This is a genomic window from Streptomyces sp. NBC_00247 (genome assembly GCF_036188265.1).
Lineage (GTDB): Bacteria > Actinomycetota > Actinomycetes > Streptomycetales > Streptomycetaceae > Streptomyces.
This window is the reverse complement of sequence record NZ_CP108093.1, coordinates 1,438,015-1,460,319: the sequence shown is the minus strand read 5'-3', so window position 1 is coordinate 1,460,319 and position 22,305 is coordinate 1,438,015. Positions and strand designations below refer to the sequence as shown.

General features: G+C 73.4%; 21 protein-coding genes. 9 read left to right on the top strand and 12 right to left on the bottom strand.

What is annotated here, in order from left to right; genetic code table 11:
* Positions 1–296: 296 nt before the first annotated feature.
* Positions 297–626 (top strand): hypothetical protein, encoded by a 330-nt coding sequence (locus OHT52_RS05780; protein WP_328723630.1) that lies wholly within the window; start codon positions 297–299, stop codon positions 624–626.
* A 39-nt stretch (positions 627–665) separates the two neighbouring features.
* Here the strand turns inward: OHT52_RS05780 and OHT52_RS05775 are convergent, their stop codons facing one another.
* Together OHT52_RS05775 and OHT52_RS05770 are read right to left on the bottom strand one after the other, a co-directional pair.
* Complete coding sequence (locus OHT52_RS05775; RefSeq protein WP_328719055.1) at positions 666–1,469, bottom strand: Fpg/Nei family DNA glycosylase; 804 nt, start codon at positions 1,467–1,469, stop codon at positions 666–668.
* 278 nt (positions 1,470–1,747) lie between these two features.
* Positions 1,748–6,439 (bottom strand): DEAD/DEAH box helicase, encoded by a 4,692-nt coding sequence (locus OHT52_RS05770; RefSeq protein WP_328719054.1) that lies wholly within the window; start codon positions 6,437–6,439, stop codon positions 1,748–1,750.
* 68 nt (positions 6,440–6,507) lie between these two features.
* Here OHT52_RS05770 and OHT52_RS05765 point away from each other — a divergent pair, with 68 nt between their 5' ends.
* The 3 genes from OHT52_RS05765 to OHT52_RS05755 are packed head-to-tail and all read left to right on the top strand — an operon-like array spanning position 6,508 to position 8,493.
* On the top strand, positions 6,508–7,383 hold the full coding sequence (locus tag OHT52_RS05765) for an AraC family transcriptional regulator (RefSeq protein WP_328719053.1): 876 nt from the start codon (positions 6,508–6,510) through the stop codon (positions 7,381–7,383).
* A gap of 10 nt (positions 7,384–7,393) precedes the next feature.
* Complete coding sequence (locus OHT52_RS05760) at positions 7,394–8,191, top strand: AzlC family ABC transporter permease (RefSeq protein WP_328719052.1); 798 nt, start codon at positions 7,394–7,396, stop codon at positions 8,189–8,191.
* On the top strand, positions 8,188–8,493 hold the full coding sequence (locus OHT52_RS05755; RefSeq protein WP_328719051.1) for an AzlD domain-containing protein: 306 nt from the start codon (positions 8,188–8,190) through the stop codon (positions 8,491–8,493). The genes OHT52_RS05760 and OHT52_RS05755 overlap by 4 nt, the downstream gene beginning before the upstream one ends.
* 38 nt (positions 8,494–8,531) lie before the next feature.
* On the opposite strand, the gene OHT52_RS05750 is transcribed toward OHT52_RS05755, so the two are convergent.
* Entirely contained in the window at positions 8,532–9,446 is a 915-nt protein-coding gene (locus OHT52_RS05750; protein WP_328719050.1) for a hypothetical protein, read from the bottom strand.
* A gap of 79 nt (positions 9,447–9,525) precedes the next feature.
* Here OHT52_RS05750 and OHT52_RS05745 point away from each other — a divergent pair, with 79 nt between their 5' ends.
* A complete protein-coding gene (locus OHT52_RS05745) occupies positions 9,526–9,720 on the top strand; it encodes a DUF3046 domain-containing protein (RefSeq protein ID WP_328719049.1) in 195 nt (64 codons plus the stop codon).
* A gap of 310 nt (positions 9,721–10,030) precedes the next feature.
* A complete protein-coding gene (locus tag OHT52_RS05740; protein WP_328723629.1) occupies positions 10,031–11,266 on the top strand; it encodes an AI-2E family transporter in 1,236 nt (411 codons plus the stop codon).
* A 285-nt stretch (positions 11,267–11,551) separates the two neighbouring features.
* Here OHT52_RS05740 and OHT52_RS05735 read toward each other — a convergent pair whose 3' ends face one another.
* Positions 11,552–12,850, bottom strand: a complete 1,299-nt coding sequence (locus OHT52_RS05735) for an FAD-dependent oxidoreductase (RefSeq protein WP_328719048.1) — start codon at positions 12,848–12,850, stop codon at positions 11,552–11,554.
* A gap of 80 nt (positions 12,851–12,930) precedes the next feature.
* Between OHT52_RS05735 and OHT52_RS05730 the strand changes: the two genes are divergently transcribed.
* The 3 genes from OHT52_RS05730 to recX all read left to right on the top strand — a co-directional run bounded on the left by OHT52_RS05730 (position 12,931) and on the right by recX (position 15,742).
* Entirely contained in the window at positions 12,931–13,482 is a 552-nt protein-coding gene (locus tag OHT52_RS05730) for a TetR/AcrR family transcriptional regulator C-terminal domain-containing protein (RefSeq protein ID WP_328723628.1), read from the top strand.
* A gap of 351 nt (positions 13,483–13,833) precedes the next feature.
* On the top strand, positions 13,834–14,976 hold the full coding sequence (gene recA / locus OHT52_RS05725; RefSeq protein ID WP_328719047.1) for a recombinase RecA: 1,143 nt from the start codon (positions 13,834–13,836) through the stop codon (positions 14,974–14,976).
* Positions 14,977–14,980: 4 nt separating this feature from the next.
* Entirely contained in the window at positions 14,981–15,742 is a 762-nt protein-coding gene (recX, locus tag OHT52_RS05720) for a recombination regulator RecX (protein ID WP_443046506.1), read from the top strand.
* 134 nt (positions 15,743–15,876) lie between these two features.
* On the opposite strand, the gene OHT52_RS05715 is transcribed toward recX, so the two are convergent.
* The 8 genes from OHT52_RS05715 to OHT52_RS05680 all read right to left on the bottom strand — a co-directional run bounded on the left by OHT52_RS05715 (position 15,877) and on the right by OHT52_RS05680 (position 22,278).
* Positions 15,877–16,647: a DUF6197 family protein gene (locus tag OHT52_RS05715; RefSeq protein ID WP_443046505.1), complete on the bottom strand. Its 771-nt coding sequence runs from the start codon at positions 16,645–16,647 to the stop codon at positions 15,877–15,879.
* A 181-nt stretch (positions 16,648–16,828) separates the two neighbouring features.
* Entirely contained in the window at positions 16,829–17,434 is a 606-nt protein-coding gene (locus OHT52_RS05710; protein ID WP_443046767.1) for a hypothetical protein, read from the bottom strand.
* A gap of 122 nt (positions 17,435–17,556) precedes the next feature.
* Positions 17,557–18,003 carry a rhodanese-like domain-containing protein gene (locus OHT52_RS05705; protein WP_328719045.1) on the bottom strand — a complete coding sequence of 149 codons (447 nt, stop codon included), beginning with the start codon at positions 18,001–18,003 and terminating at the stop codon, positions 17,557–17,559.
* Positions 18,000–18,527 (bottom strand): cysteine dioxygenase, encoded by a 528-nt coding sequence (locus OHT52_RS05700; protein ID WP_328723625.1) that lies wholly within the window; start codon positions 18,525–18,527, stop codon positions 18,000–18,002. The genes OHT52_RS05705 and OHT52_RS05700 overlap by 4 nt, the downstream gene beginning before the upstream one ends.
* Positions 18,528–18,711: 184 nt before the next feature.
* A complete protein-coding gene (locus OHT52_RS05695; protein WP_328719044.1) occupies positions 18,712–18,801 on the bottom strand; it encodes a putative leader peptide in 90 nt (29 codons plus the stop codon).
* A 32-nt stretch (positions 18,802–18,833) separates the two neighbouring features.
* The gene (locus tag OHT52_RS05690) at positions 18,834–20,477 is read right to left on the bottom strand and encodes an FAD-dependent monooxygenase (RefSeq protein ID WP_328719043.1); all 1,644 of its coding nucleotides are present in this window, start codon (positions 20,475–20,477) and stop codon (positions 18,834–18,836) included.
* A gap of 170 nt (positions 20,478–20,647) precedes the next feature.
* Positions 20,648–21,634: an amino acid ABC transporter permease gene (locus OHT52_RS05685; RefSeq protein WP_328719042.1), complete on the bottom strand. Its 987-nt coding sequence runs from the start codon at positions 21,632–21,634 to the stop codon at positions 20,648–20,650.
* On the bottom strand, positions 21,631–22,278 hold the full coding sequence (locus OHT52_RS05680) for an amino acid ABC transporter permease (protein ID WP_328719041.1): 648 nt from the start codon (positions 22,276–22,278) through the stop codon (positions 21,631–21,633). Before OHT52_RS05680 ends, OHT52_RS05685 begins: the two co-directional genes overlap by 4 nt.
* Between the last annotated feature and the right edge of the window lie 27 nt (positions 22,279–22,305).

The following is a 22,305-nucleotide window of genomic DNA, read 5'->3' as shown; positions in this document are numbered from 1 at the left end:
AACGCATGTGGCGTACCGACGGGATGCGGGCTGTCCGGTGAAGGCCGGCCCGGGGGCCCCGCCCGTGCGGGTGTGGGTACGTCCGCCGTGGAGGCGTCCCCCGCAGCCCGCAGGCTCGGACCCGGCACCGCCCGTACGGGTGTGGTGGGGGCCGGGCCCGTCTCTGGATGCAGTGCGGCCCGTCCCGGGGGAGACTGCCGGACAAGACAGGCGGGCCCGCCCGCGCCGCGATCCGGCGGGCCGGGCATCGGCCGGAGGAGGCCGCAGTGATACCGAGACGGGTGCGGCCGGCCCTGATGTCCGCCGGGCTCCTGATGTGCGGCGGACTGTGGTGGTGGGCCGTGCTGCGGCTCGTCCTCGTCCCGGGACAGGCCGGGACCCTGGAGGGCGCGGTGGCGGCCGGCGGCTGGGGGCTGAGCCTGCTGCCGGTCCACGTGACGGCGGCCGGCACGAGCGGCAGGACTTCCCCGTACGACGAGTCCATATCCGGCCGGCCGTTCCTCCGGTACGTGCGCCGACGGGGGAGGCGGGGCGTACGGAGCGGGGGACGGCCGGGCACGCGGCTTTGGCGGTTCCGAGGGCTGCGACGGTTTCGACGGCTTCCGGGGAGACGGCCCGACCGCTGAGAGCCGCTCGCTGACCGGGGGCGGACCGGGGCCGGGCGGTCAGCGCGGGGCGGGGCCCGACTGGCAGTGGGGACACCAGTACGTGGGGCGGTCGGCCTGGTCCGCCTTGCGGACGGGGGTGCGGCAGCGCAGACAGGGGCGACCCGAGCGCCCGTAGACGTACACCGGTTCACGGGTGCGGCTGAGGGCCGCGACCCGGCCCGTGGTCGTGCGGGTGGAGCGGTCGCGGTTCGCGTCCAGCAGCCGCGCGGCGGCGCCCACCAGCCGAGGGAGGAGAGACTCCGGCAGTTCGCCCACCGGGAGCCAGGGGGTGACGCGGGCCAGGAAGCAGAGCTCGCACTTGTAGACGTTGCCGATCCCGGCCAGATTGCGCTGGTCGAGCAGTGCCTCGCCGAGCGGGCGGCCCGGGTCGGCCAGCAGATTCGTCAGAGCCCTGTCCGCGTCCCAGTCGGGCCCGAGCAGGTCGGGGCCCAGATGCCCGACCACCTTCTCCTCGTCCGGTGTGCGCAGGAGCTCGAGTACCGGCAGGCGGTAGCCCACCGCGGTGTGGTCGGTGTTGCCGAGGACGGCCCGGATCTCGTACGCCGGACCGCCGCGCCACCGCTCCCCGGGGGCGAAGATCCGCCAGGCGCCGTCCATCCGCAGATGGCTGTGGAGCGTGAGACCGCCCTCCAGCCGGGTGAGGAGGTGCTTGCCCCTCGGGGTCACATCGAGGACGGTACGGCCGGTCAGGTCGGCGGTGGCGAATCGGGGCACCCGCAGATCGGCGTGGGTGAGCACCCTTCCGGCGAGAGCGGCGTGCAGATGCTTCGCCGTCCGCGCGACGGTGTCTCCTTCGGGCATGCCTCCATCATGCGGCAATCCCCCGCCGGCGCCCGGGCGCGGGACGTGGCGGCGCGCATCGGCCGGAGGGGAGGGGAGGGGAGGGGAGGGGAGGGGACGCGCGGCGGTGCGGGGCTCGCGGGGACGCGCGAGGGTGCGCGGCTCGTGGTGACGCGCGACGGTGCGCGGGGAACGGGGCTCGCGGGGACGCGCGACGGTGCGCGGCTCGCGGGGAACGGGGCTCGCGGGGACGCGCGACGGTGCGCGGGGAACGGGGCTCGCTGGCGTGGACCACCGCGTCAGGCGCGCAGCCGCATCCCCTTCGGGGTGGCCAGGAAGCCCGCGGCCTCCAGTACGCGGCCCACCGGTGAGGTCAGCGAGGACGCGCCGTTCGTGCGCTCCACGGTGACCGTGCCGAGCGCGCCGGCCTTCGCCGCCGCCGCGAGCGCCTCGGCCGCGGCACGGAGCGCGGGGGCGTCGGGGTCGGAGGGCCAGGCCAGCAACGACTTGCCGCCACGCTCCATGTACAGCGTCAGCTCCCCGTCGACCAGGACCACCAGGGCGCCCGCCTTGCGGCCCGGCTTGTGACCGGCGCCGTCCGGGGACTCGGGCCAGGGCAGCGCCGCGCCGTAGGCGTTGGCCGGGTCGGCCGCCGCCAGCACCACGGCGCGCGGAACACCGCCCGGGTCCCGGCGGTCCCGGGCGGTCGACGCCGCCCGCAGCCGGTCCACCGCACCGTCCATCGCGAACTGCGCGGCCCCGAGCCCTTCGACGACGTACCCCCGCCTCGCCTGCCCGTTGTCCTCGAATGCGGCGAGGATGCGGTAGGTCGCCGAGAAACCGCCCTCCACCCCCTCCGCCTGCACCGCGCCCCGGGTGACCACGCCGTGCCGGTCCAGCAGGGTGCGGGCCAGCGCGTGGGCGCGGTGGGTGGGCTCGGGTTCACTCTCGGGCAGCAGCGCCCACCGGCCGGAGACCGTGGGCGGGCCCGTCCGGGAGGCCGGGCGGGCGGAGGCGGTGAGCGAGCCGTACCGGCCGCGCGGCACCGAACGCCGGGCCCGGTGCGCCGTCGCCCCGGCCGTACGCCCCGAACCGAGGAGCGAGCGCAGCGGCGCCAGCGTGTCGTTGGTGAGCCGCCCCGACCAGGCGAGGTCCCAGAGCGCGTCGGCCAGCTGCGTCTCCGAGGCGGCCGGATGCGTGGTGGCCCGGACCTGATCGGCGATCTGGCGGAAGAAGAGGCCGTACCCGCCCCGGAGCGCGGTCAGCACCGACTCGTGCAGCGCGGTCAGCTCCAGCGGATGGGGAGGCGGCAGCAGCAGCGGGGCGTTGTCCGCCGGATAGAGGGCGAGCCAGCCGTCCTTGCCGGGGAGGGCGCCCGCCCCGGCCCAGACGACCTCGCCGGTCGTGGTCAGCTCGTCCAGCATCGCCGGGGTGTATCCGGCGACCCGGCCCGGCAGGATCAGCCGCTCCAGCGCGGAGGCGGGCACCGGTGCGCTCTGCAACTGCTCGACGGCACGGGCCAGCCCGTCGATGCCCCGCAGCCCGTGGCCGTCGAGGTGCTGCCACTGGGGCAGGAAGGTCGCCAGCGCGGCGGGCGGCACAGGCTCCAGCTCGTGGCGGAGCGCCGCGAGGGAGCGGCGCCGCAGCCGGCGCAGCACGGTGGCGTCGCACCACTCCTGCCCGATGCCCGCCGGATGGAACTCGCCCAGCACGACCCGCCCCGAGGCGGACAGCCGTTGCAGGGCGCCCTCCGTCACCGCCGGACCGAGCCCGAAGCGCTCGGCCGCCCGCGCCGAGGTGAACGGGCCGTGCGTGCGGGCGTACCGGGCGAGGAGGTCGCCCAGCGGATCCTTCACCGGCTCGGTGAACGCTTCGGGCACGCCGACCGGCAGGGCGGTGCCCAGCGCGTCGCGCAGCCGCCCCGCGTCCTCCACGGCGGCCCAGTGGTCGGCGCCCGCGATCCGGACGCGCAGGGCCCGGCGGGCCGTCTCCAGCTCGGGGGCCCAGGACGGCTCCGCGCCGCGCTCCGCCAGCTCCGCCGGGGTGAGCGGGCCGAGGACCCGCAGCAGGTCCGCGACGCCCTCGGCGTCCTTGATCCGCCGCTCCTCGGTCAGCCACTGGAGCTCCCGCTCCAGCTCGGTCAGCACGTCGGCGTCGAGCAGCTCGCGCAGTTCCGCCTGGCCGAGCAGCTCCGCCAGCAGGTGAGAGTCGAGCGAGAGCGCGGCGGCACGCCGCTCGGCGAGCGGGGAGTCGCCCTCGTACAGGAACTGCGCGACGTAACCGAAGAGCAGGGAGCGGGCGAACGGCGAGGGCTCGGTGGTGGTGACCTCCACCAGCCGGATGCGGCGCGCTTCGAGGTCTCCCATGAGCTCGGTGAGCCCGGGTACGTCGAACACGTCCTGGAGGCATTCGCGGACCGCTTCCAGAACGATCGGGAACGACCCGAACTCGGAGGCCACCTGGAGCAGCTGGGCGGCGCGCTGACGCTGCTGCCAGAGCGGGGTGCGCTTGCCGGGGCTGCGCCGGGGCAGCAGCAGCGCCCGCGCCGCGCACTCCCGGAAACGCGAGGCGAACAGAGCGGAGCCGCCCACCTGATCGGTGACGATGCCCTGGATCTCGCCCTTGTCGAAGACCACGTCGGCGGCGCCCACCGGCGCCTGGCCGCTGTCGTAGGCGGCGTCCGGGAGCATGAGCCCTCGGTCGGTGGCCGTGCCGCTTCCGTCGCCGGAGCCGCCGGAGCCGCCGGAATCGCCGGGCGCGTCGAAGTCGAGCAGGTCGAGGCTCATCAGGTCCGCGTCCGGCAGTCGCAGCACGATGCCGTCGTCGGCGTGCATGACCTGCGCGTCCATGCCGTACCGCTCGGCCAGGCGGGCGGAGAGGGCGAGCGCCCACGGGGCGTGCACCTGCGCGCCGAACGGGGAGTGCACCACGACCCGCCAGTCGCCGAGCTCGTCCCGGAAGCGTTCGACGAGGATCGTCCGATCGTCCGGGACGTGGCCGCAGGCCCGCCGCTGCTCGTCGAGGTAGGAGAGGATGTTGCCGGCCGCCCAGGCGTCCAGCCCCGCGGTGAGCAGCCGGAGCCGGGCGTCCTCCTCGGACAGCCCACCCAGCTCCCGGAGGAACGCGCCCAGCGCGCGGCCCAGCTCCAACGGGCGCCCCAGCTGGTCGCCCTTCCAGAACGGCAGCCGTCCCGGCACCCCCGGGGCGGGCGAGACCAGCACCCGGTCCCTGGTGATGTCCTCGATCCGCCAGGACGTGGTGCCGAGCGTGAAGACGTCCCCGACCCGGGACTCGTACACCATCTCCTCGTCCAGCTCGCCGACCCGGCCGCCGCCCTTCTTGGGGTCCGAGCCGGCGAGGAAGACGCCGAACAGGCCCCGGTCCGGGATCGTGCCGCCGGAGGTGACGGCGAGCCGCTGCGCCCCGGGCCGCCCGGTCACCGTGCCCGCGACCCGGTCCCAGACCACGCGCGGGCGCAGCTCCGCGAAGGCGTCGGAGGGGTAACGGCCCGCCAGCATGTCGAGCACGGCCGTGAACGCCGACTCGGGCAGCGAGGCGAAGGGCGCGGCGCGGCGGACCAGGGCCAGCAGGTCGTCCGCCTGCCGGACGTCCAGCGCCACGATGGCCACCAGCTGCTGCGCCAGCACGTCCAGCGGGTTCGACGGGACACGCAGCGCCTCGATGGCCCCCTCGCGCATCCGCTCGGTGACCACGGCCGCCTGCACGAGGTCGCCCCGGTACTTCGGGAAGACCACGCCCGTCGACACGGCCCCCACCTGATGGCCCGCCCGGCCCACCCGCTGGAGGCCGGAGGCCACCGAGGGCGGGGACTCGACCTGGATCACCAGGTCCACGGCGCCCATGTCGATACCGAGCTCCAGGCTGGAGGTGGCGACGACGGCGGGCAGCCGGCCCGCCTTCAGGTCCTCCTCCACCTGGGCCCGCTGCTCCTTGGAGACCGAGCCGTGGTGGGCGCGGGCCAGCAGCGCCGGAGCGCCCTTCGCCCCGCCCGACTGGGCCATGAGCTCGGCGGGGGAGTGGGCCTCCGGCATGGTCTCGCCGGTCGCGCGTTCGTACGCGATCTCGTTGAGCCGGTTGCAGAGCCGCTCGGCGAGGCGGCGGGAGTTGGCGAAGACGATGGTCGAGCGGTGCGCCTGGACGAGATCGGCGATCCGCTCCTCCACCTGCGGCCAGATCGACGGCTTGTCGCTCTGGCCGTCTCCGCTGTCGGGGGCCGGTGAGCCGCCCAGCTCCCCCAGGTCCTCCACGGGGACGACGACGGAGAGGTCGAACTCCTTGGCCGAGGCGGGCTGCACGATCTCGACCCGGCGCTGCGGCGACAGGAACCGCGCCACCTCGTCGACGGGACGGACCGTGGCCGACAGCCCGATCCTGCGGGCGGGGCGCGGCAGCAGCTCGTCGAGCCGCTCCAGGCTCAGCGCGAGGTGGGCGCCGCGCTTCGTGCCGGCGACGGCGTGCACCTCGTCCAGGATCACCGTCTCCACCCCGGCGAGGGCGTCCCGCGCCGAGGACGTCAGCATCAGGAAGAGGGACTCGGGGGTGGTGATGAGGATGTCCGGCGGTTTCGTCACCATGCTCCGGCGCTCGGCCGGAGGCGTGTCGCCGGACCGGATGCCCACCCGGACGTCCGGCTCCGGCAGCCCCAGCCGCACGGATTCCTGGCGGATGCCGGTCAGCGGTGAGCGGAGGTTGCGCTCCACGTCGACGGCGAGTGCCTTCAGCGGGGAGATGTACAGCACCCGGCAGCGTTTCCTCGCCTCGGCGGGAGGCGGTACGGAGGCGAGCTGGTCGAGGGAGGCCAGAAAGGCCGCCAGGGTCTTGCCGGAGCCGGTCGGCGCGACGACCAGCACGTCCGATCCCTCCGCGATCGCGGTCCAGGCGCCCTCCTGCGCGGCCGTGGGCGCGCGGAAGGCACCCGTGAACCAGCTGCGGGTCGCGGGCGAGAACGAATCAAGGGCAGAGCCGACCATGCCCACCATCGTGCACCCGGCCACTGACATCGGCCGGTGAACACGGGCGGACCTGCGAGAATGCCGGCATGGCGGCAGGCTCGGAGGGTGCAGGAGCGACGAGGGAGTGGGCGCGGCACTGGCAGTACGCCGCCCTGCCCGGCCTCGACCTGCTCCGGGCCCACTACGTCCGCCACACCTTCCCCCGCCACAGCCACGAGGGGTACGTCCTCGGGGCGGTCAACCGGGGCATGGAGGACGTCGGGCTGCCCGGCGGCACCTTGCACGCCGGGCCCGGCACCGTGGTGATGATCAACCCCGAGGTGCCGCACACCGCCCGCGCCGGGGTCCCGGAGGGCTGGGCGTACGCCACCCTCTACCCGTCCACCCGGGCCGTGGACTCGGTGGCGGCCGAGGTCACGAACCTGCGGGGCACGGTCGGTTTCGACACCCCCTGCACGGCCGATCCCGAGGCGGGCCGGCTGATCCACGAGGTGCACCGGGCCGCCGAACAGGGCAACGCCCTCGCGGCGGACACCCTGCTGCGGGTCGTGCTCGCCCGTCTGCTCGGCCGCCACGGGGGCCTGCTGTCGCCCGCCCCCACGCTCGACGCAGGTGCCCGCGCGGCAGGCCTGGCCCGGGCCGTCCTGGAGGACCGCCTCACCGCGCCGCCCACGCTGGAGGCGCTCGCGGCGGAGGTCGGCGCCAGTCCCTTCGCGCTGCTGCGCGCCTTCAAGAAGCGGTACGGAATGCCCCCGCACGCCTGGCTCACCAACGCCCGGGTGCGGCGGGCGCGCGAGCTGCTCGACGCGGGGGTGGCCCCCGCCGAAGCCGCCACCGCGGTGGGCTTCACCGACCAGCCCCATCTGAACCGGCACTTCACCCGGATCGTGGGCGTGCCGCCCGGCGCCTACCAGCGCGAACGCGCAAGAACGTACAAGACCGGGACCCGGACCCGGCCGTAGATTCGCGGACGTGGCAGAACAGACGACACCCCTCCCCACCGCCGGCCCGCCCGGCAAAACCGGCCCCTCGGGCATGGCCGACAGCCCCGGCGCGAGGACGACCGACGCTGCCGTCGTCCGGGACGCGCTCGGCGTCGGCGTGGCCGTCGGGCTCTCCGGATTCGCCTTCGGCGTCACCTCCGCCGGCTCCGGACTCACCCTGCTCCAGACCTGCGCGCTCAGCCTCCTGGTGTTCACCGGGGCCTCGCAGTTCGCCCTGGTCGGGGCACTCGCGGCGGGCGGCAACCCGTACACCGCGGCGGCCGGGGCCTTCTTCCTCGGCGTCCGCAACGCGTTCTACGGGCTTCGCCTCTCCCAGCTGCTCGCCCTGCCCCGCGCCCTGCGCCCGCTCGCCGCGCACTGGGTGATCGACGAGACCACCGCGGTCACCCTGGCCCAGCCCGACCGCCGGGCCGCCCGTCTGGGATTCACCGTCACCGGTGTCTCGCTCTACGTCCTCTGGAACCTCACCACGCTCGCGGGGGCACTCGGCGCGGAGCGGCTCGGCGACACGGACGCCTGGGGGCTGGACGCCGCCGGACCGGCCGTGTTCCTGGCACTGCTCGCGCCCATGCTCACCAGCACCACGGAACGCGTCACGGCGGCGCTCGCCGTCGTCCTCGCCCTCGGCCTGCTGCCCGTCCTGCCCGCCGGGGTCCCGGTCCTGCTCGCCGGGCTCTCCGCCCCCCTCGTACTCTTCCTCAAGGGGCGCGCGGGGCGAGGCCCCACGGACGCGGACGCCACCCCCACCCCGGGAGCGGACCGATGAACGTCTGGATCGCCGTCGCGCTGACCGCGGCCGGCTGCTACCTCTCCAAACTCCTCGGGCTCCTGGTGCCCGCCGACGTCCTGGAACGGCCGCTCGTCCAGCGGCTGGCCGCCCTGCTCCCGGTGGCGCTGCTCGCCGCGCTCACCGCGCAGCAGACGTTCGGCGACGGCGTCCGTCTCGTCCTCGACGCCCGCGCGGCCGGACTCGCGGCGGCGGCGCTCGCCCTGGTGCTGCGCGCCCCGTTCCTGGTCGTCGTGGCCGCCGCGGTCGTCGTCACCGCCGGGGCGCGGGCCCTCGGGTAGCGGGCCGGCCGCGGGTGGTCCTCCGAGGCGCGACCCGGTCACCCCAGGTCACGGCCGTGTGCCCGCAGGATGTGGAGGGCGCGCAGGGTGACGAGCGGGCGCCCCTCCAGAGCCGTACCGGGTGCCCACCGCCGCCAGGTGAGAGGCCAGCCGCCGTCCTCCCGTTGCTCGGCCGCGAGGTGGTCCAGCGAGAGGGACAGCTCCTCCTCGGTGAACCACCCGTACGCCAGCGAGGCGGGCGTACGGGCGTAGTCGTACGGGAAGTGGTACTCACCCGGTGCGTATCCGGGCGCCAGGGGGTACTCCTCGCGCCGCCGGGGGTCCAGCACCGCGAGGCGCTGCTCCCGCACCAGCCGGCCCAGCCGCCGGGCCGCGGCGCGCGCCCGCTCACGGTCCGGAGCGCCGTCCAGGAACGCGACCGCCGCCTCGATCTCGTACGGATGCGAGAGGGTCAGCGACTCCACGGCGGACCAGCAGAAGTCCGTCGCGCGGAACAGCCACGCGTGCCAGACCCGGTTGCGGTGCAGCAGGCCGACGACCGGTCCGGTGGCCAGCAACGCGGCGGGTGGATCGTCGACGATCGGGATGAAGGGCGCGGCCGGGTATCCGCGCTGGGAGGGGTGGAGCGCGGGGAGCGCCCCTTCCGTGGTGGAGACCGCGGTCAGATAGCGGCAGATCCGGTCCACCCGGGGCCCGTGACAGCGGCCGACGGAGTCCAGGACGCTCAGCGCGTGCGCGGTGTGCAAGGGCTGGCTCACCGGGCCGCGCAGATCGGGTTCGAGGGCGTGGCCGTAGCCGCCGTCCTCGTTGAGATAGGCGGCGAGCGCGGTCTCGACCGCGTTTGCGTCTCCGTCGAGGAAGTCGTGGGCGAACCTCCGTTGTTCGAGTACTCGGGCCGTGAGCCAGATGAACTCCTCGGCGCGGGCGAGGGGACGTGCTGAGGTTCCGGGCATGGACCGACCGTAGAGCGGAAAGCGCCGGGAGCGGCCTGCGGTGTCCGGAGCGCACCCCCAGGAGCGGGATACTGGGGTCATGCGGTTGACGATTTTCTGGGAGCGGATGGCCGAGCACTTCGGCGCCGGATACGCGGACTCCTTCGCGCGTGACCACGTGATGGCCGAGCTGGGCGGTCTCACGGTCCATCAGGCGCTCGACGCGGGGTGGGAGACGAAGGACGTCTGGCGTGCCGTCTGCACGGCGATGAGCATCCCCGCCGAGCGGCGCTGATCGTCCGCGCCGAGCGGCGCCGGGCATTCCCGCCGAGCGGCGCGGGGCATTCCCGCCGAGCGGCGCGGGGCCACCGGGCGCCGGCCTTCCCACCGGGCCTCGGTCTCTCCGGGCCGGCGGTTCCGGCCGGTCGCGCCTCTTCGGTGGGGAGCGTCGGGGACGCCCGGGGACAGCGGTGTCCCACCCGTAGGCGAGACTGGTGGGCGTGGCCCCGACAGACGAGACCGTGCAGAACCCGCGGCAATCCGCCGTGCCTCCCGTTCCCCCGGCCGTACCGCCGGAGCCCCCGGTGGACGGCGGACCCGCGCGCATGCCCCAGTGGCTGCCGCGGGCCGTGGTCATGGCGCTGGCGCTCTACGCCTGCTTCCGCCTCGGCAGCTGGGCGTTCGACCAGCTCATCGGCCTGCTGGTCAACATCCTCATCGCCTTCTTCCTCGCGCTGGCCATAGAGCCCGCGGTCGGCCGCATGGCCGCACGGGGCATGCGGCGGGGCCTGGCGACCTTCCTCGTCTTCACCGTCGTGTTCATCCTGAGCATCGGGTTCATCGTCCTGCTGGGCTCGATGCTCGCCGGGCAGATCGTGGACATGTTCGACGAGTTCCCGAAGTACCTCGATTCGGTGATCAAGTGGGTCAACCAGACGTTCCACACGGAACTCTCCCGGGTCGACGTCCAGGACAGCCTGCTGCACTCGGACTGGCTCCAGAAGTACGTGCAGAACAGTGCCACCGGGGTGCTCGACGTCTCCACCACCGTGCTCGGGGGCCTGTTCCGGCTGCTGACGATCTTCCTGTTCTCCTTCTACTTCGCCGCCGACGGGCCCCGGCTGCGCCGCGCGCTCTGCTCCGTACTGCCGCCCTCGCGCCAGGCCGAGGTGCTGAGGGCCTGGGAGATCGCGGTCGACAAGACCGGCGGGTACCTCTACTCGCGCGGTCTGATGGCGCTCATCTCCGGCATCGCGCACTACATCCTGCTCGTCGTGCTCGGGGTGCCCTACGCACCGGCGCTGGCCGTCTGGGTCGGCCTGGTCTCCCAGTTCATCCCGACCATCGGCACGTACCTCGCGGGCGCCCTGCCGATGCTGATCGCCTTCACCGTCGACCCCTGGTACGCGCTGTGGGTGCTCGGCTTCGTCGTGATCTACCAGCAGTTCGAGAACTACGTACTGCAGCCCAAGCTGACGTCGAAGACCGTCGACATCCACCCCGCGGTGGCCTTCGGATCGGTGATCGCCGGTACGGCCCTGCTCGGCGCGGTCGGCGCGCTGATCGCGATCCCGGCGGTGGCCACGCTCCAGGCGTTCCTCGGCGCGTACGTGAAGCGGTACGCGGTGACCGACGATCCCCGGGTGGGTGGCGGCAGCAGCCGCCAGCGCGCGGAACCCGTCTGGTCCCGGGTACGCCGCCTGACGCGGGGGCACGGTCCGCACAGGGGCGCCGGCCGGCGCGCGGACGGTCCGCGCGGGACGGACGGTACGGACGGCTCCGGCGGTACGCGCGATTCCGGCGACGGTGGTACGGGGCACGGGGGGCCCGATCCGCGGTAGCCGGTGACGCGCGCAGGACCAGACCGGGGAACGCGCGATGCCGTGGACGGGGGAGGCCGGCATCGGCGGGGCGAGCGAGGGGCGGAGATCGCCGAGCGGGACGATCTGGCCCGCAGAGTGGCCGAAGCCCTGGTGAGGGCCGCAGATTCCCCGTGCGTCAGGACGTGGACCGGGCCCGCCGCCACGCTGGTTCCGTCCACCGGGGGACGACTCCCGGGGAGGGGCCTTCGTCGGCCGGTTGCCGACCCGTTCCTGGCCCCCGGTACGGCGTGATCCGTGCGGCCCCTACCGGCCGTCGGGCTCCCGGGCGCCCGCCGCCGCGGCAGCGCTCGGCGGCACAGGGTGCTCCGGGAGTCGCCAGCCGCCGCCGCGGTCCCCCTTCGACCAGCGGGCGACCAGGTCGGGGACGTGCAGTCTGCAGGCCAGCGCGGTGGCGGACCGGAAGGCGTCGATCGCCCACCGGGACGTCGGCATGCCGACGCGCAGGAGGCGCGGGTTCACCTCGGCCTGGATCTCGTCCACGAAGGGCCGCAGCACGGTGTCGTAGTTCGCCAGCGCGGTCGGCAGGTCGTCCGGATGCCGGTTGATCTCGCCGGCCAGGACGTAGGCGCCGACCAGACCGCCCGAGACGCCCATGCCGCTGTAGGGGGAGGCGCAGTGCGCGGCGTCGCCGGCCAGCACCACGCGGCCCTCGGACCAGGTGCCGGTGCGTACCTGGAGGATCTCCTGGGAGTAGAAGAAGGGGCTCTCCTCCATGCCCGCGACGAAGCGTTCCGTCTGCCAGCCCGCGTCGCGGAATCTGCCGGCCCAGAACTCCCGCCGGCGCTCGACGGGCTCCCGGTGGACCGCCGAGGCCTCCTCGGACTGCTCCCGCAGCACGAAGTACACCTGCGTCTCGGCCGGGTTGTGGCTGCGCCGCATGATCTGGCGACCGCCCGGGACCATGTAGGTGTCCCGGATGTCGCCGTCGGACGCGGTGCGCGGGACGAACCAGTAGGCCATGTGGATGCCCACCCGCCAGTACGGGTCGGTGCCCTCCGGGAGGATCGCCCGCCGGATGCGCGAGCCCTGCCCGTCCGCGCCGACCAGGAGGTCGAACTCCCCGGTCGATCCGTCGGAGAAGCTCGCGACGACCCTGTGTTCGTCCTGCTCGAAGCCCTCCACGCTCAGGCCGAACACCTGACTCACATCGTCCTTCGTCGCGTCGGCGAGGATGCGCACCAGGTCGCCGCGCATGATCTCGTACTCGGACGTCAGGGTCTGCCGGCCCCGGCCGGAGGTGTTGGCCATGATCGTCGCCCTCGCCCTGCCCCGGGAGTCCACGAAGGCGACCCCCGGCTCGTCCACGAGCTCGGCGCGGACCGCGTCGAGGAGCCCCATGCGCTCGATCGCCTCGATGCCCTGGCCGCGCAGGTCCACCTGGGCCCCGGTGGCCCGCAGGGCCGGGAAGCGTTCGACGACGGTCACCCGGTGGCCGCCCCGGGCGAGCCAGTAGGCCAGCGCCTGCCCCGCGATCCCGCCGCCGGCGACGAGGACCCGCAGGGCCCGTCCTCCCGATCCCCGTTCCACGGTCATCGTCGTCATGGCCGCTACCCCCAAAATCTATCGGTGAATGGTTCTTCGTCAGGCTCATCTATCGGCGATAGATTGTCAACGTGACGAAGATGAACCGCGAGACCGTCGTCGCCGAGGCGCTCGGCCTGCTCGACGAAGTCGGACTGGATGCCGTCAGTACCCGGCGGCTGGCGAAGCGACTGGGTGTCGAGCAGCCCTCGCTCTACTGGCACTTCCGCACCAAGCGGGAGCTCCTCGACGCCATGGCGGCGGCAGCCATGGAGCCCCATGCGACGGCTCCGCTCCCCGTGGGCGGCGACGACTGGCGGGCCTGGTTCCTGGACAACACGCGCGGCTTCCGGCGTGTCCTGCTGGCGCGCCGCGACGGCGCGCGGCTGCACGCCGGCAGCACCCCTGTGGGAGACCTCGACCGGATTCGCCGCAAGATGGACTTCCTCACGGCTTCCGGCGTCCCGGAGCGGGACGCGCAGATGGCGATGCTGGCCGCGAGCCGCTTCACGGTCGGCAGCGTCCTGGAGGAGCAAGCGGACGGTGCGGCCGGGGAACTTCCGGCCGGTGTGCCAGGGATCGGTCACGAGTCGGCCTTCGAGGCCGGGCTCGCCCTCATCCTCGACGGCTTGGCGCGCCGCGTCGGGGAGTAGGGCCGGGGCGGTGCGGGGGTGCCGCGGGCCGCGTCGCGTCGCCGGGTGCTCCCGTCCCGGCGGTTCCATGACTTCGGTCACGGCCCTTCGGTGTCCGGAAGGCCCCGGTGTGCACCCTGGAGGTGGCGGCCTTCCGTGGTGAGGGGCCTTCCCGGGCCGGGTGCGGGCGGGCGGCGTGGTGCGCTTGACACCAAAATCGAACATCCATTCTCATGGCATCCGGGCCCGGTTCGACCCGGGCCCGGCCGTGGAGTTATCCACAGGCCGGGAGGACGTCGAGGCCCATTGTCAGTGGCAGGGGTTAGCGTCTTTGACGTGAAGCGATCGACTCAAGCAAATCGGGTGGAACCCATGGCAGGTAACGACCGCGAGAAGGCGCTGGACGCCGCTCTCGCACAAATCGAGCGCCAATTCGGCAAGGGCGCGGTCATGCGCCTCGGTGAGCGGCCGAACGAGCCCATCGAAGTGATCCCCACCGGGTCCACCGCGCTCGACGTGGCCCTCGGCGTCGGCGGTCTGCCGCGCGGCCGTGTGGTGGAGGTGTACGGCCCGGAGTCCTCCGGCAAGACGACCCTGACCCTGCACGCCGTGGCCAACGCGCAGCGGCTCGGCGGCCAGGTGGCGTTCATCGACGCCGAGCACGCGCTCGACCCGGAGTACGCCAAGAAGCTCGGCGTCGACATCGACAACCTGATCCTCTCCCAGCCGGACAACGGCGAGCAGGCGCTGGAAATCGTGGACATGCTGGTCCGCTCCGGCGCGCTCGACCTGATCGTCATCGACTCCGTGGCGGCCCTGGTGCCCCGTGCGGAGATCGAGGGCGAGATGGGTGACTCGCACGTGGGTCTTCAGGCCCGTCTGATGAGTCAGGCGCTCCGCAAGATCACCAGCGCGCTCAACCAGTCCAAGACCACCGCGATCTTCATCAACCAGCTCCGCGAGAAGATCGGCGTGATGTTCGGCTCGCCGGAGACCACGACCGGTGGCCGCGCGCTGAAGTTCTACGCCTCGGTCCGTCTGGACATCCGCCGCATCGAGACGCTCAAGGACGGCACCGACGCGGTCGGCAACCGCACCCGCGTCAAGGTCGTCAAGAACAAGGTCGCGCCGCCGTTCAAGCAGGCCGAGTTCGACATCCTCTACGGCCAGGGCATCAGTCGCGAGGGCGGTCTGATCGACATGGGCGTGGAGCACGGCTTCGTCCGCAAGGCCGGCGCCTGGTACACGTACGAGGGCGACCAGCTCGGCCAGGGCAAGGAGAACGCCCGCAACTTCCTCAAGGACAACCCCGATCTCGCCAACGAGATCGAGAAGAAGATCCTGGAGAAGCTCGGCGTCGGTGTCCGCCCGGAGAGCACCGATGCTCCGGCGGCCGGTACGGACACGGCGGACGCCGCGACCGCGGGGACGGCCGACAGCGCCGCGAAGCCGGCGACCACGGCTGCGGCGGCCAAGGCCAAGGCCGCCAAGACCGCCGCGGCGGCCAAGAGCTAGTCCCGTGACACGGCGTACGGAGTGGTCGGAGCCGGCCCCCGGATTCGGCGCGGAGCCCCATCCGTGGCAGGCGGACGGTTTCGTGGACGGACCGGAGAGCGGACCGGAGCCGGACACCGCGGCGGAATCTCGTTCCGGAGCCCGTCGGGGGGCGGGCCCGGGGACGGGATTCGGCGGTGGCGCGGGATTCGGCGAGGGGGCGAGCCGTCGCTCCCGTTCCAGGAGCAGCGGCTCCCCTTCCTCGTCGAGGGCCGAGAAGGGGGAGCCGCGAGACCCGGTCGAGCAGGCGCGCAACATCTGTCTGCGCCTGCTCACCGGGACCCCGCGGACGCGCAAGCAGCTCGCGGACGCGCTGCGCAAGCGGGAGATCCCCGACGAGGCGGCCGAGGAGGTGCTGTCCCGCTTCGAGGACGTGGGGCTGATCGACGACGCGGCGTTCGCGGACTCCTGGGTGGAATCCAGGCACCACGGCCGAGGGCTGGCCCGCCGGGCGCTCGCCCGTGAGCTCCGCACCAAGGGCGTCGACTCCACGGTGATCGACGAAGCGGTCGGGCAGCTCGACCCCGAGCGGGAAGAGGAGACCGCCCGCGAGCTGGTCGAGCGCAAGCTCCGCTCCACGCGAGGGCTCGACCGGGACAAGCGCCTGCGCCGCCTCGCGGGGATGCTCGCCCGTAAGGGATACGGAGAGGGCATGGCGCTGCGCGTGGTGCGTCAGGCGCTGGAGGCCGAGGGGGAAGACACCGAGGGCCTGGACGAGCCGTTCTGATCCGCCCGGAGGGGAAGGCTGTTGGTGGCTGTGGCTGTGGCTTGTGCGAGCCGGCCCCTGATGGGTCCACTGCCGCCCGGTGGCAGGCGGCTCGGGCGAGGGACGGGTGGCGGCGGCCCTCCGGTCGGCGAGGGTCAGTGGCCGGCCTGCGAGGCGCGCCGGATGGTGGCGTCGACCAGAGCGAGAGCGTCGGCGGCGGTACGGCCGGGGGCCCGGTTCCAGGGGCCGATCAAATCGGTCCAGCCCTGCGAGCGCAGCTCGGTGATCATCCACGCCCCGGCCCGGTCCACGGTATCGGCGGAGCCGTAACCGAGCCGGTGCGCCGTGAGCATCGCCCCGCACACGCACCGGGCGCCGCGGGCGTCGCGCAGCCGGTACGGCGTGTTCTGCCATCCCCACTCCGTCAGGATCTGCCGCGCGTACGCCAGGTGAACCGAAGGGCGTACGTCGCTCCGGCCGATGCGCCGCCAGGAGTGGAGCCGGTCCGGCAGCATCGCGCCGAGCCGTCCGGGGAGGCGCCGCTCGGCGGGGGCAGCGGTGGAGGAAGCGGTGGGCAGGGCGCGCAGGGACTCCGCGACGAGTTGGTCGACGGGCAACGAGAGCAGCCCGCGCCAGTGTTCGGGCGAGCGGGTCGGCAATGCCTCGGCGGGGGTGGGGCCTGTGGGACCGGTGGCTCCAGTGGGGCCGGTGGCTCCAGTGGAGCCGGTGTGGGAGATGTCGGCGGGCCGGAGCCGTACGGGCTCGGGGGCCGAGCGGTCCCAGCCGGTCACGATCCGCTGCCAGGTCTCCGAATCCCGCAGGCGGGATGCCTGGAGATCGAGTTCGTCCGGGGTGAGGACGGGGGAGTCCAGGGAGTCCATGTCCATCAGCGCGCCATCTCCGTACACATCGGCCTCGTGGTGCATGAGGCGAATGTCCGGCCTGAGCGGGGACCGCTCCACCGGGGAGCGGCCGTTCGGGTAGCTCCGGGAAGGGCGTGCCTGCGAACGGGGGCCCGCACGGAGAGCGGACCGGAGCGGACCGTGATGCGGACCGAGCGTGGTGCGAGCCGACGAGGGCGCTGCCGGTCGGGGCGGGCTGCTGTTCTCAGGTGGACGGGTCCACGTTCCAGATCGCGGGCAGCTCGCCGTCGCGGAAGACACGGACGAAGTGGTCTTCGCGAACGATGTTGTGCTCCTGGCAGCCGGGGCAGCGGCGGAACACCACCTCGTGGGTGAAGCCGTCCGGCCGGGGGAGCCCCGCGCGGTCCAGGGCCCCTACGACGGCGGGCCAGGAGCTGACATCGGGGCAGTAGCCGGTCGACCGGTTGCTGACGTCGTCCACGGTCCACCCGTCCGCCTCACGGGTGAAGCCGATCTCGCCCGCGCCGAGCACGGCCTCCCCGGCGGCGCAGGCCACGTGTTCACTGCGGCGTGGGGCCAGTCGCAGCGTGCCGTCGCCGCCGACGACGAAGGTGAACGGCTCCCGCAGCTCCGACTCCGGACACCGGGCTACCCAGTGGTCGAAGTCGGCGGCCGAGGCGATCGGGCAGCCGGAGCGGGAGCCGGGGCCGGAACCGGAGCCGGGGGACGGGCTGGCGCCCGGCGGTACGCTCCCGGCCGTACCGCCTTCGGACGTTCCGCCGCCGGCCCGGACCGCTGCCAACAGTCCGGACGGTCCCACGTAGCGGTAGCTCCGTACGGATGCGTTCATCATGAGGCCGTCACACCACGAGGCCGTCACACCATGAGGCCGTCACACCATGAGGGCGTGACACCGCGAGGCCGTCACACCATGAGGGCGTGACACCGCGAGGCCGTCACACCGCGAGGGCTTCATGAAGAGGCGGTCACCACCGGAAGCCCGGCGGCCCGCCATGCCTGGAAGCCGCCGATCAGGTCGGTGGCCCGGGTCAGGCCCAGCCCGTGCAGGGAGGCCACCGCGAGGCTGGAGGCGTACCCCTCGTTGCAGACGATCACGATCCGGAGGTCGTGGCTCACCGCCTGCTCCGCGCGGTGGCTGCCCCACGGATCGAGCCGCCACTCCAGTTCGTTGCGTTCCACGACCAGCGCGCCGGGGATCAGGCCGTCGCGCCCGCGCAGGGCGGCGTAACGGATGTCGACCAGGAGGGCGCCCTCCGCGGCTTCCGCGGCGGCCCTTTCCGGGCCGATCCGCTCGTAGTTCCGCCTCACCCGTTCGAGGTACTCGTCGATTCCGACCGGGCCGGCCGCCCCGGAGGCGGAATCGCCGTCCGCCGGGCGGGTGGTGGAGTGCTCGCTCACTGCCAGTCCTCCGGAACCTCGGTCTGCTCCAGCCGGAGCACCGCTCCCGTCCGGCTGTAGCGGCGGATGCGGGGCAGCGGCGGGTAATAGGCGTGCACGGAGACCGCGTGCTCGGAGGTGGACTCGTTCAGCACCTCGTGCACATGGTGGCGGCCGAACGCACGCCCCTGACCTACCGTCAACTCTCGGCTCCGGTCGATGCCTTCGGTCAGTTCCAGCGTCTTCCACCCGTCGGTGGGCAGCCGGGCGGCCAGCGAGTGTTCCTTCAGGGCCCCGGAGGCGGTGAGGAACGCGCCGACCGAGTCCGCGTGGTCGTGCCAGCCGGTGCCGGTGCCCGGTGGCCAGCCGATCAGCCAGGCCTCGCTGCCCGCAGGGCCGTCCAGCCGCACCCAGGTGCGGCCCTCGGGGTCGAGCGGCAGAGAGGCGATCAACTCGGCGTCGGCCGCGGTCCGGCGGGCGAAATCGAGCAGCTCCGCCACGGTCGGAGCGGACTGGGCGGCCGGAGCGGACTGGGCGGACCGCACCGCCGCGGTGGGTACGGTCCGGGTGGGCACGCCGTCGGTGGCGGCGGGGTCGGCAGGCGCGAGCGGTACGAGGGATGCCGCGGGCACGGAAGAAGCGGGGAGGGCAGACACGATGACCGTCCTGGGAGTTCGCGTGAAGGCGCGCGCCGGTGCGGAGGCAGCACGGCGCGGCGGGGAAGGCGAGTCAGCAGGAAGGGCGACACACGCAGCCCGCGTAGCGGACGAGGTCCATGTGGACCCTCCGCCACAGGCGTACGCAGGTGTCGTCGGTCATGTTCTGGAGTACACCACGCGGGTCCACGCGGGTCAATTGAGTGTGGCGGCCCTCTCGGGGCGCGCGGAAGCGCGCGGGGCCGAGTCCTCCTCCGCGTGGGAACCACCGGGCGCCCCTCCCCGCGCCGCGTCCGCCGCGGCGAAGAGTTCCGCCGGCCGCACCCCGGCGAACGCGGCCACCAGATGCCCGTCCGGCCTGATCAGCAGCACCGTATGGGCCGCAGCCCCTGGATAGCTCTCCGTGACGAGGAGTTCGCTCTCCACCGGGAGGGCGTGCACGGCTTCCGCGAGACGGGGCATCACACCCGCCGTCATCCAGTGCCGCCGGTCCCAGACACCCGTGCCCGGGGCGACCAGTACGACCAGGAACCGGCCGCGCCCCAGACGGGCCCGCAGCCGTACGGATGTCCCGTCCGGGGCGGTCGCCCACGCCTCGGTGACCGGCGCACCGGGGGGCGTACCGACCGCGATGTGCGCCTGGGCGTGCTGTGGTGCGAGGGGGGAGTGCGCGTACGAAGGGGGCGCGCCGAGCGGGCCGTGGCCGAGATGCGCGTCGAAGAACAGCGTGTCGTGCCCGCGCGCGCCGCCCGCCACCAGGGTCCGCAGACCCCCGCCGCCGCGCAGTATCGGCAGTGACTGGTCGGCGGCGCGCAGCCGGGCTGCCGCGGCGGCCCGGCGCTCGGCCTGGTAGCTGTCGAGCAGTAGATCGGATGCCCCGTGGTGCCAGGCGTGGGCCAGTTTCCAGGCGAGGTTCTCGGCGTCCCGCAGGCCCTCCTCCACGCCCTGGGTGCCCAGTGCGCCCAGCAGATGGGCGGCGTCCCCGGCGAGGAACGCCCGTTTCACCCGCCAGCGCAGGGCGAGCCGGTGGTGGACCGTGTGGACGCCGGTGTCCAGCAGTTCGTACGGCGGGTTCTCCCCGCACCAGCCGGCCAGTGTCTCCCGGATGCGGGTGATCAGCGCTTCGGGGGTGACCAGCTCACCACTGGGCGGGAGCAGCCAGTCGAGCCGCCAGACCCCGCCCGGCAGCGGACGGGCCGTCACCTCGGAGCCGACCGAGCGCCACGGCGGCTGACGGTGCAGCACGGCCTCGCCCGGCCAGGGGAGTTCCACCCGCAGGGCGGCGACGGCGTGGCGCTCCACGGCGGTCCGGCCCGGGAACCTGATGTCCAGGAGCTTGCGCACGGTGGAGCGGGCTCCGTCGCATCCGACCAGGTGACTTCCGCGCCACCAGGTCGCGTCGGGGCCCGTGGTGTGCACGGTGACCCCGGACGCGTCCTGCTCCAGGGTGTCGATCCGGCTGAGCGGCACGAGCCTGATCAGATCGTGCGCGGCCACGGCGGCCCGCAGGCCCCGGGTGAGCGCGTGCTGCGGCAGGTGGACGGGTGCGGGCGGTGATCCGCTTCCCGGGCCCTCCCCGAGCCGCACCTCACGTACCAGCTGGTTCCGGCGGAGCGAACGCCAGCCGGACCACCTCAGCGACGCGCGGTCCGGAGTGGCGCAGCCGAGCCGCATGACCAGGCCGGCGGTGTCCTCGCGCAGTACCACCGTGCGGGCGGGGCGCGGCTCGTCCTTGCCGAGCCCTTCGTCGAGGAGCACGGAGGGAACGCCGTGGGCCGCCAGGGCGAGGGCGAGCGTCAGACCGACGGGTCCGGCGCCGACGACGATCACCGGGTCCACGGTGCGTACCCTCCGGCTCGAACGGTCATGCGGAACCTGGCAGTCGAGGCGGTCGGAGTCCGGTGCGTGATCACAGAACGTATGCAACCCACTGGGGGTGCCCGCGTCAAGCGAGCGAGGCAGCGGCGCACGCGCCGCTGCCTCGAATGGTTCCCGTTCCGGGTGGTCCGCTACGACTTCCCGGTGGTCCCGGCGTCCCCGCCGGGCTCTGTGGTCCCGTCGGTCGCGGCCGTACCGGCGGGGCGCGCGAGGTCCGCGCCCCCTGCGCCCCCCGGGCGGGGGGCCGGGACGCCGGGCGCCGCGACGGGCGCGTCGATCCCGCCGGCCGGGGCGGCCGGTGCCACGGCGATGCCGGTCTTCGCCCGCCGGCCGCGCTTCTCGATCCAGGTCGCGAGCGCGGAGAGCAGCAGACACATCGTCACGTAGATCGTGCCGATGACGACGATCGTCGAGACGTACGGGTACGTACCGTTCACCAGGGTGTTGGAGGCGATCAGACGCGCGGTCTGGAGCAGCTCCGGGTACAGGATGATGTAGCCGAGCGAGGTGTCCTTGAGGGTCACCACCAGCTGACTGATGATCGTCGGCAGCATCGCCCGCACGGCCTGCGGCATCAGCACACCGAGCATCACCTGCGTCTTGCTCATGCCCAGCGCGTACGCGGCCTCGCTCTGGCCCCGGGGGACCGAGTTGATCCCGGCCCGCAGCACCTCGGCCTGGACGCAGCCGTTGTAGACGGAGAGGCCCAGCGCCAGCGCCCACATCGAGTAGTCGGTCAGGAAGCCGACCCAGATCGCGTAGATCGTGATGAGGAGCGGGATGGAGCGGAACAGTTCGATGAACGTGGTGGCGAGCCAGCGCACCGGCTTGTGGTCGGAGAGACGGCCGACCGCGAGCACCACACCGAGGACGACCGAACCGACCGCCGCCAGGCCGAAGACCTTCAGCGTGGCCAGCACCGCGTCGGCGATGTTCTGCCGGATGCCCGCGTAGTTGAAGATGTCCCACATGCCGGAATCGAGGTTGCCCGTGTCCGACAGCCGCAGGACGGCGAAGACGATGAGCGCCACGATGGCGGCGGCGCCGATGACCGCGTAGACGCGGTTGCGAACGGTGGCCTTCGGACCCGGCGCGTCGTAGAGAACGCTGGCACTCATCGGGCGACCTCCATACGGCGCTCCAGCAGCCGGAAGAGACCGCTGATGACAAAGGTGACGACCAGGTAGCCGAGGGCGACCCAGATGAAGACGGGGGTGATCGAGTAGCCCCGGTCGCTCATGAGCTTCTGCCAGCCGAAGAGTTCGGAGACGCTGAAGGCTCCGGCGATGGCGGAGTTCTTCGTGAGTGCGATGAAGATGCTGCTCAGCGGCGGGATCACGGAACGGGTCGCCTGCGGGAGGATGACGAGGCGCAGTGTCTGCGGGAACGACATGCCGATCGAGCGGGCGGCCTCGGCCTGGCCGAGCGGCACGGTGTTGATGCCGGAGCGGACCGCCTCGCAGACGAACGACGAGGTGTAGAAGCCCAGCGCCAGCGAGCCCAGGACGAACGGGCTCAGGCCGGAGACGAACACCTGCGGTACGACGAAGAAGAAGATCAGGAAGAGCAGTGTCAGCGGAGTGTTGCGCAGCAGCGTCACCCAGGCCGTGCCGAAGAACCGCAGGGGCGGCACCGGCGAGACCCGCATGCCGGCGAGGACGACGCCGAGGACCAGTGCGATGACCGAGCTGACGGCCGTGATCGACACCGTGCCTATGAAGCCGTCGCGGAACTCCGGGAAATTGTCGAGCAGTACGTTCATGAGGTCTCCGCGTCGGCTGTCAGCGGC

Coding starts and splice junctions, on each gene's coding strand:
- OHT52_RS05780 (WP_328723630.1), top strand. CDS start 297: ATGTCCGCCGGGCTCCTGATGTGCGGCGGACTGTGGTGGTGGGCCGTG.
- OHT52_RS05775 (WP_328719055.1), bottom strand. CDS start 1,469: ATGCCCGAAGGAGACACCGTCGCGCGGACGGCGAAGCATCTGCACGCC.
- OHT52_RS05770 (WP_328719054.1), bottom strand. CDS start 6,439: ATGGTCGGCTCTGCCCTTGATTCGTTCTCGCCCGCGACCCGCAGCTGG.
- OHT52_RS05765 (WP_328719053.1), top strand. CDS start 6,508: ATGGCGGCAGGCTCGGAGGGTGCAGGAGCGACGAGGGAGTGGGCGCGG.
- OHT52_RS05755 (WP_328719051.1), top strand. CDS start 8,188: ATGAACGTCTGGATCGCCGTCGCGCTGACCGCGGCCGGCTGCTACCTC.
- OHT52_RS05750 (WP_328719050.1), bottom strand. CDS start 9,446: ATGCCCGGAACCTCAGCACGTCCCCTCGCCCGCGCCGAGGAGTTCATC.
- OHT52_RS05745 (WP_328719049.1), top strand. CDS start 9,526: ATGCGGTTGACGATTTTCTGGGAGCGGATGGCCGAGCACTTCGGCGCC.
- OHT52_RS05740 (WP_328723629.1), top strand. CDS start 10,031: ATGCCCCAGTGGCTGCCGCGGGCCGTGGTCATGGCGCTGGCGCTCTAC.
- OHT52_RS05735 (WP_328719048.1), bottom strand. CDS start 12,850: ATGACGACGATGACCGTGGAACGGGGATCGGGAGGACGGGCCCTGCGG.
- OHT52_RS05730 (WP_328723628.1), top strand. CDS start 12,931: ATGAACCGCGAGACCGTCGTCGCCGAGGCGCTCGGCCTGCTCGACGAA.
- recA (WP_328719047.1), top strand. CDS start 13,834: ATGGCAGGTAACGACCGCGAGAAGGCGCTGGACGCCGCTCTCGCACAA.
- OHT52_RS05715 (WP_443046505.1), bottom strand. CDS start 16,647: ATGCACCACGAGGCCGATGTGTACGGAGATGGCGCGCTGATGGACATG.
- OHT52_RS05710 (WP_443046767.1), bottom strand. CDS start 17,434: ATGAACGCATCCGTACGGAGCTACCGCTACGTGGGACCGTCCGGACTG.
- OHT52_RS05695 (WP_328719044.1), bottom strand. CDS start 18,801: ATGACCGACGACACCTGCGTACGCCTGTGGCGGAGGGTCCACATGGAC.
- OHT52_RS05685 (WP_328719042.1), bottom strand. CDS start 21,634: ATGAGTGCCAGCGTTCTCTACGACGCGCCGGGTCCGAAGGCCACCGTT.
- OHT52_RS05680 (WP_328719041.1), bottom strand. CDS start 22,278: ATGAACGTACTGCTCGACAATTTCCCGGAGTTCCGCGACGGCTTCATA.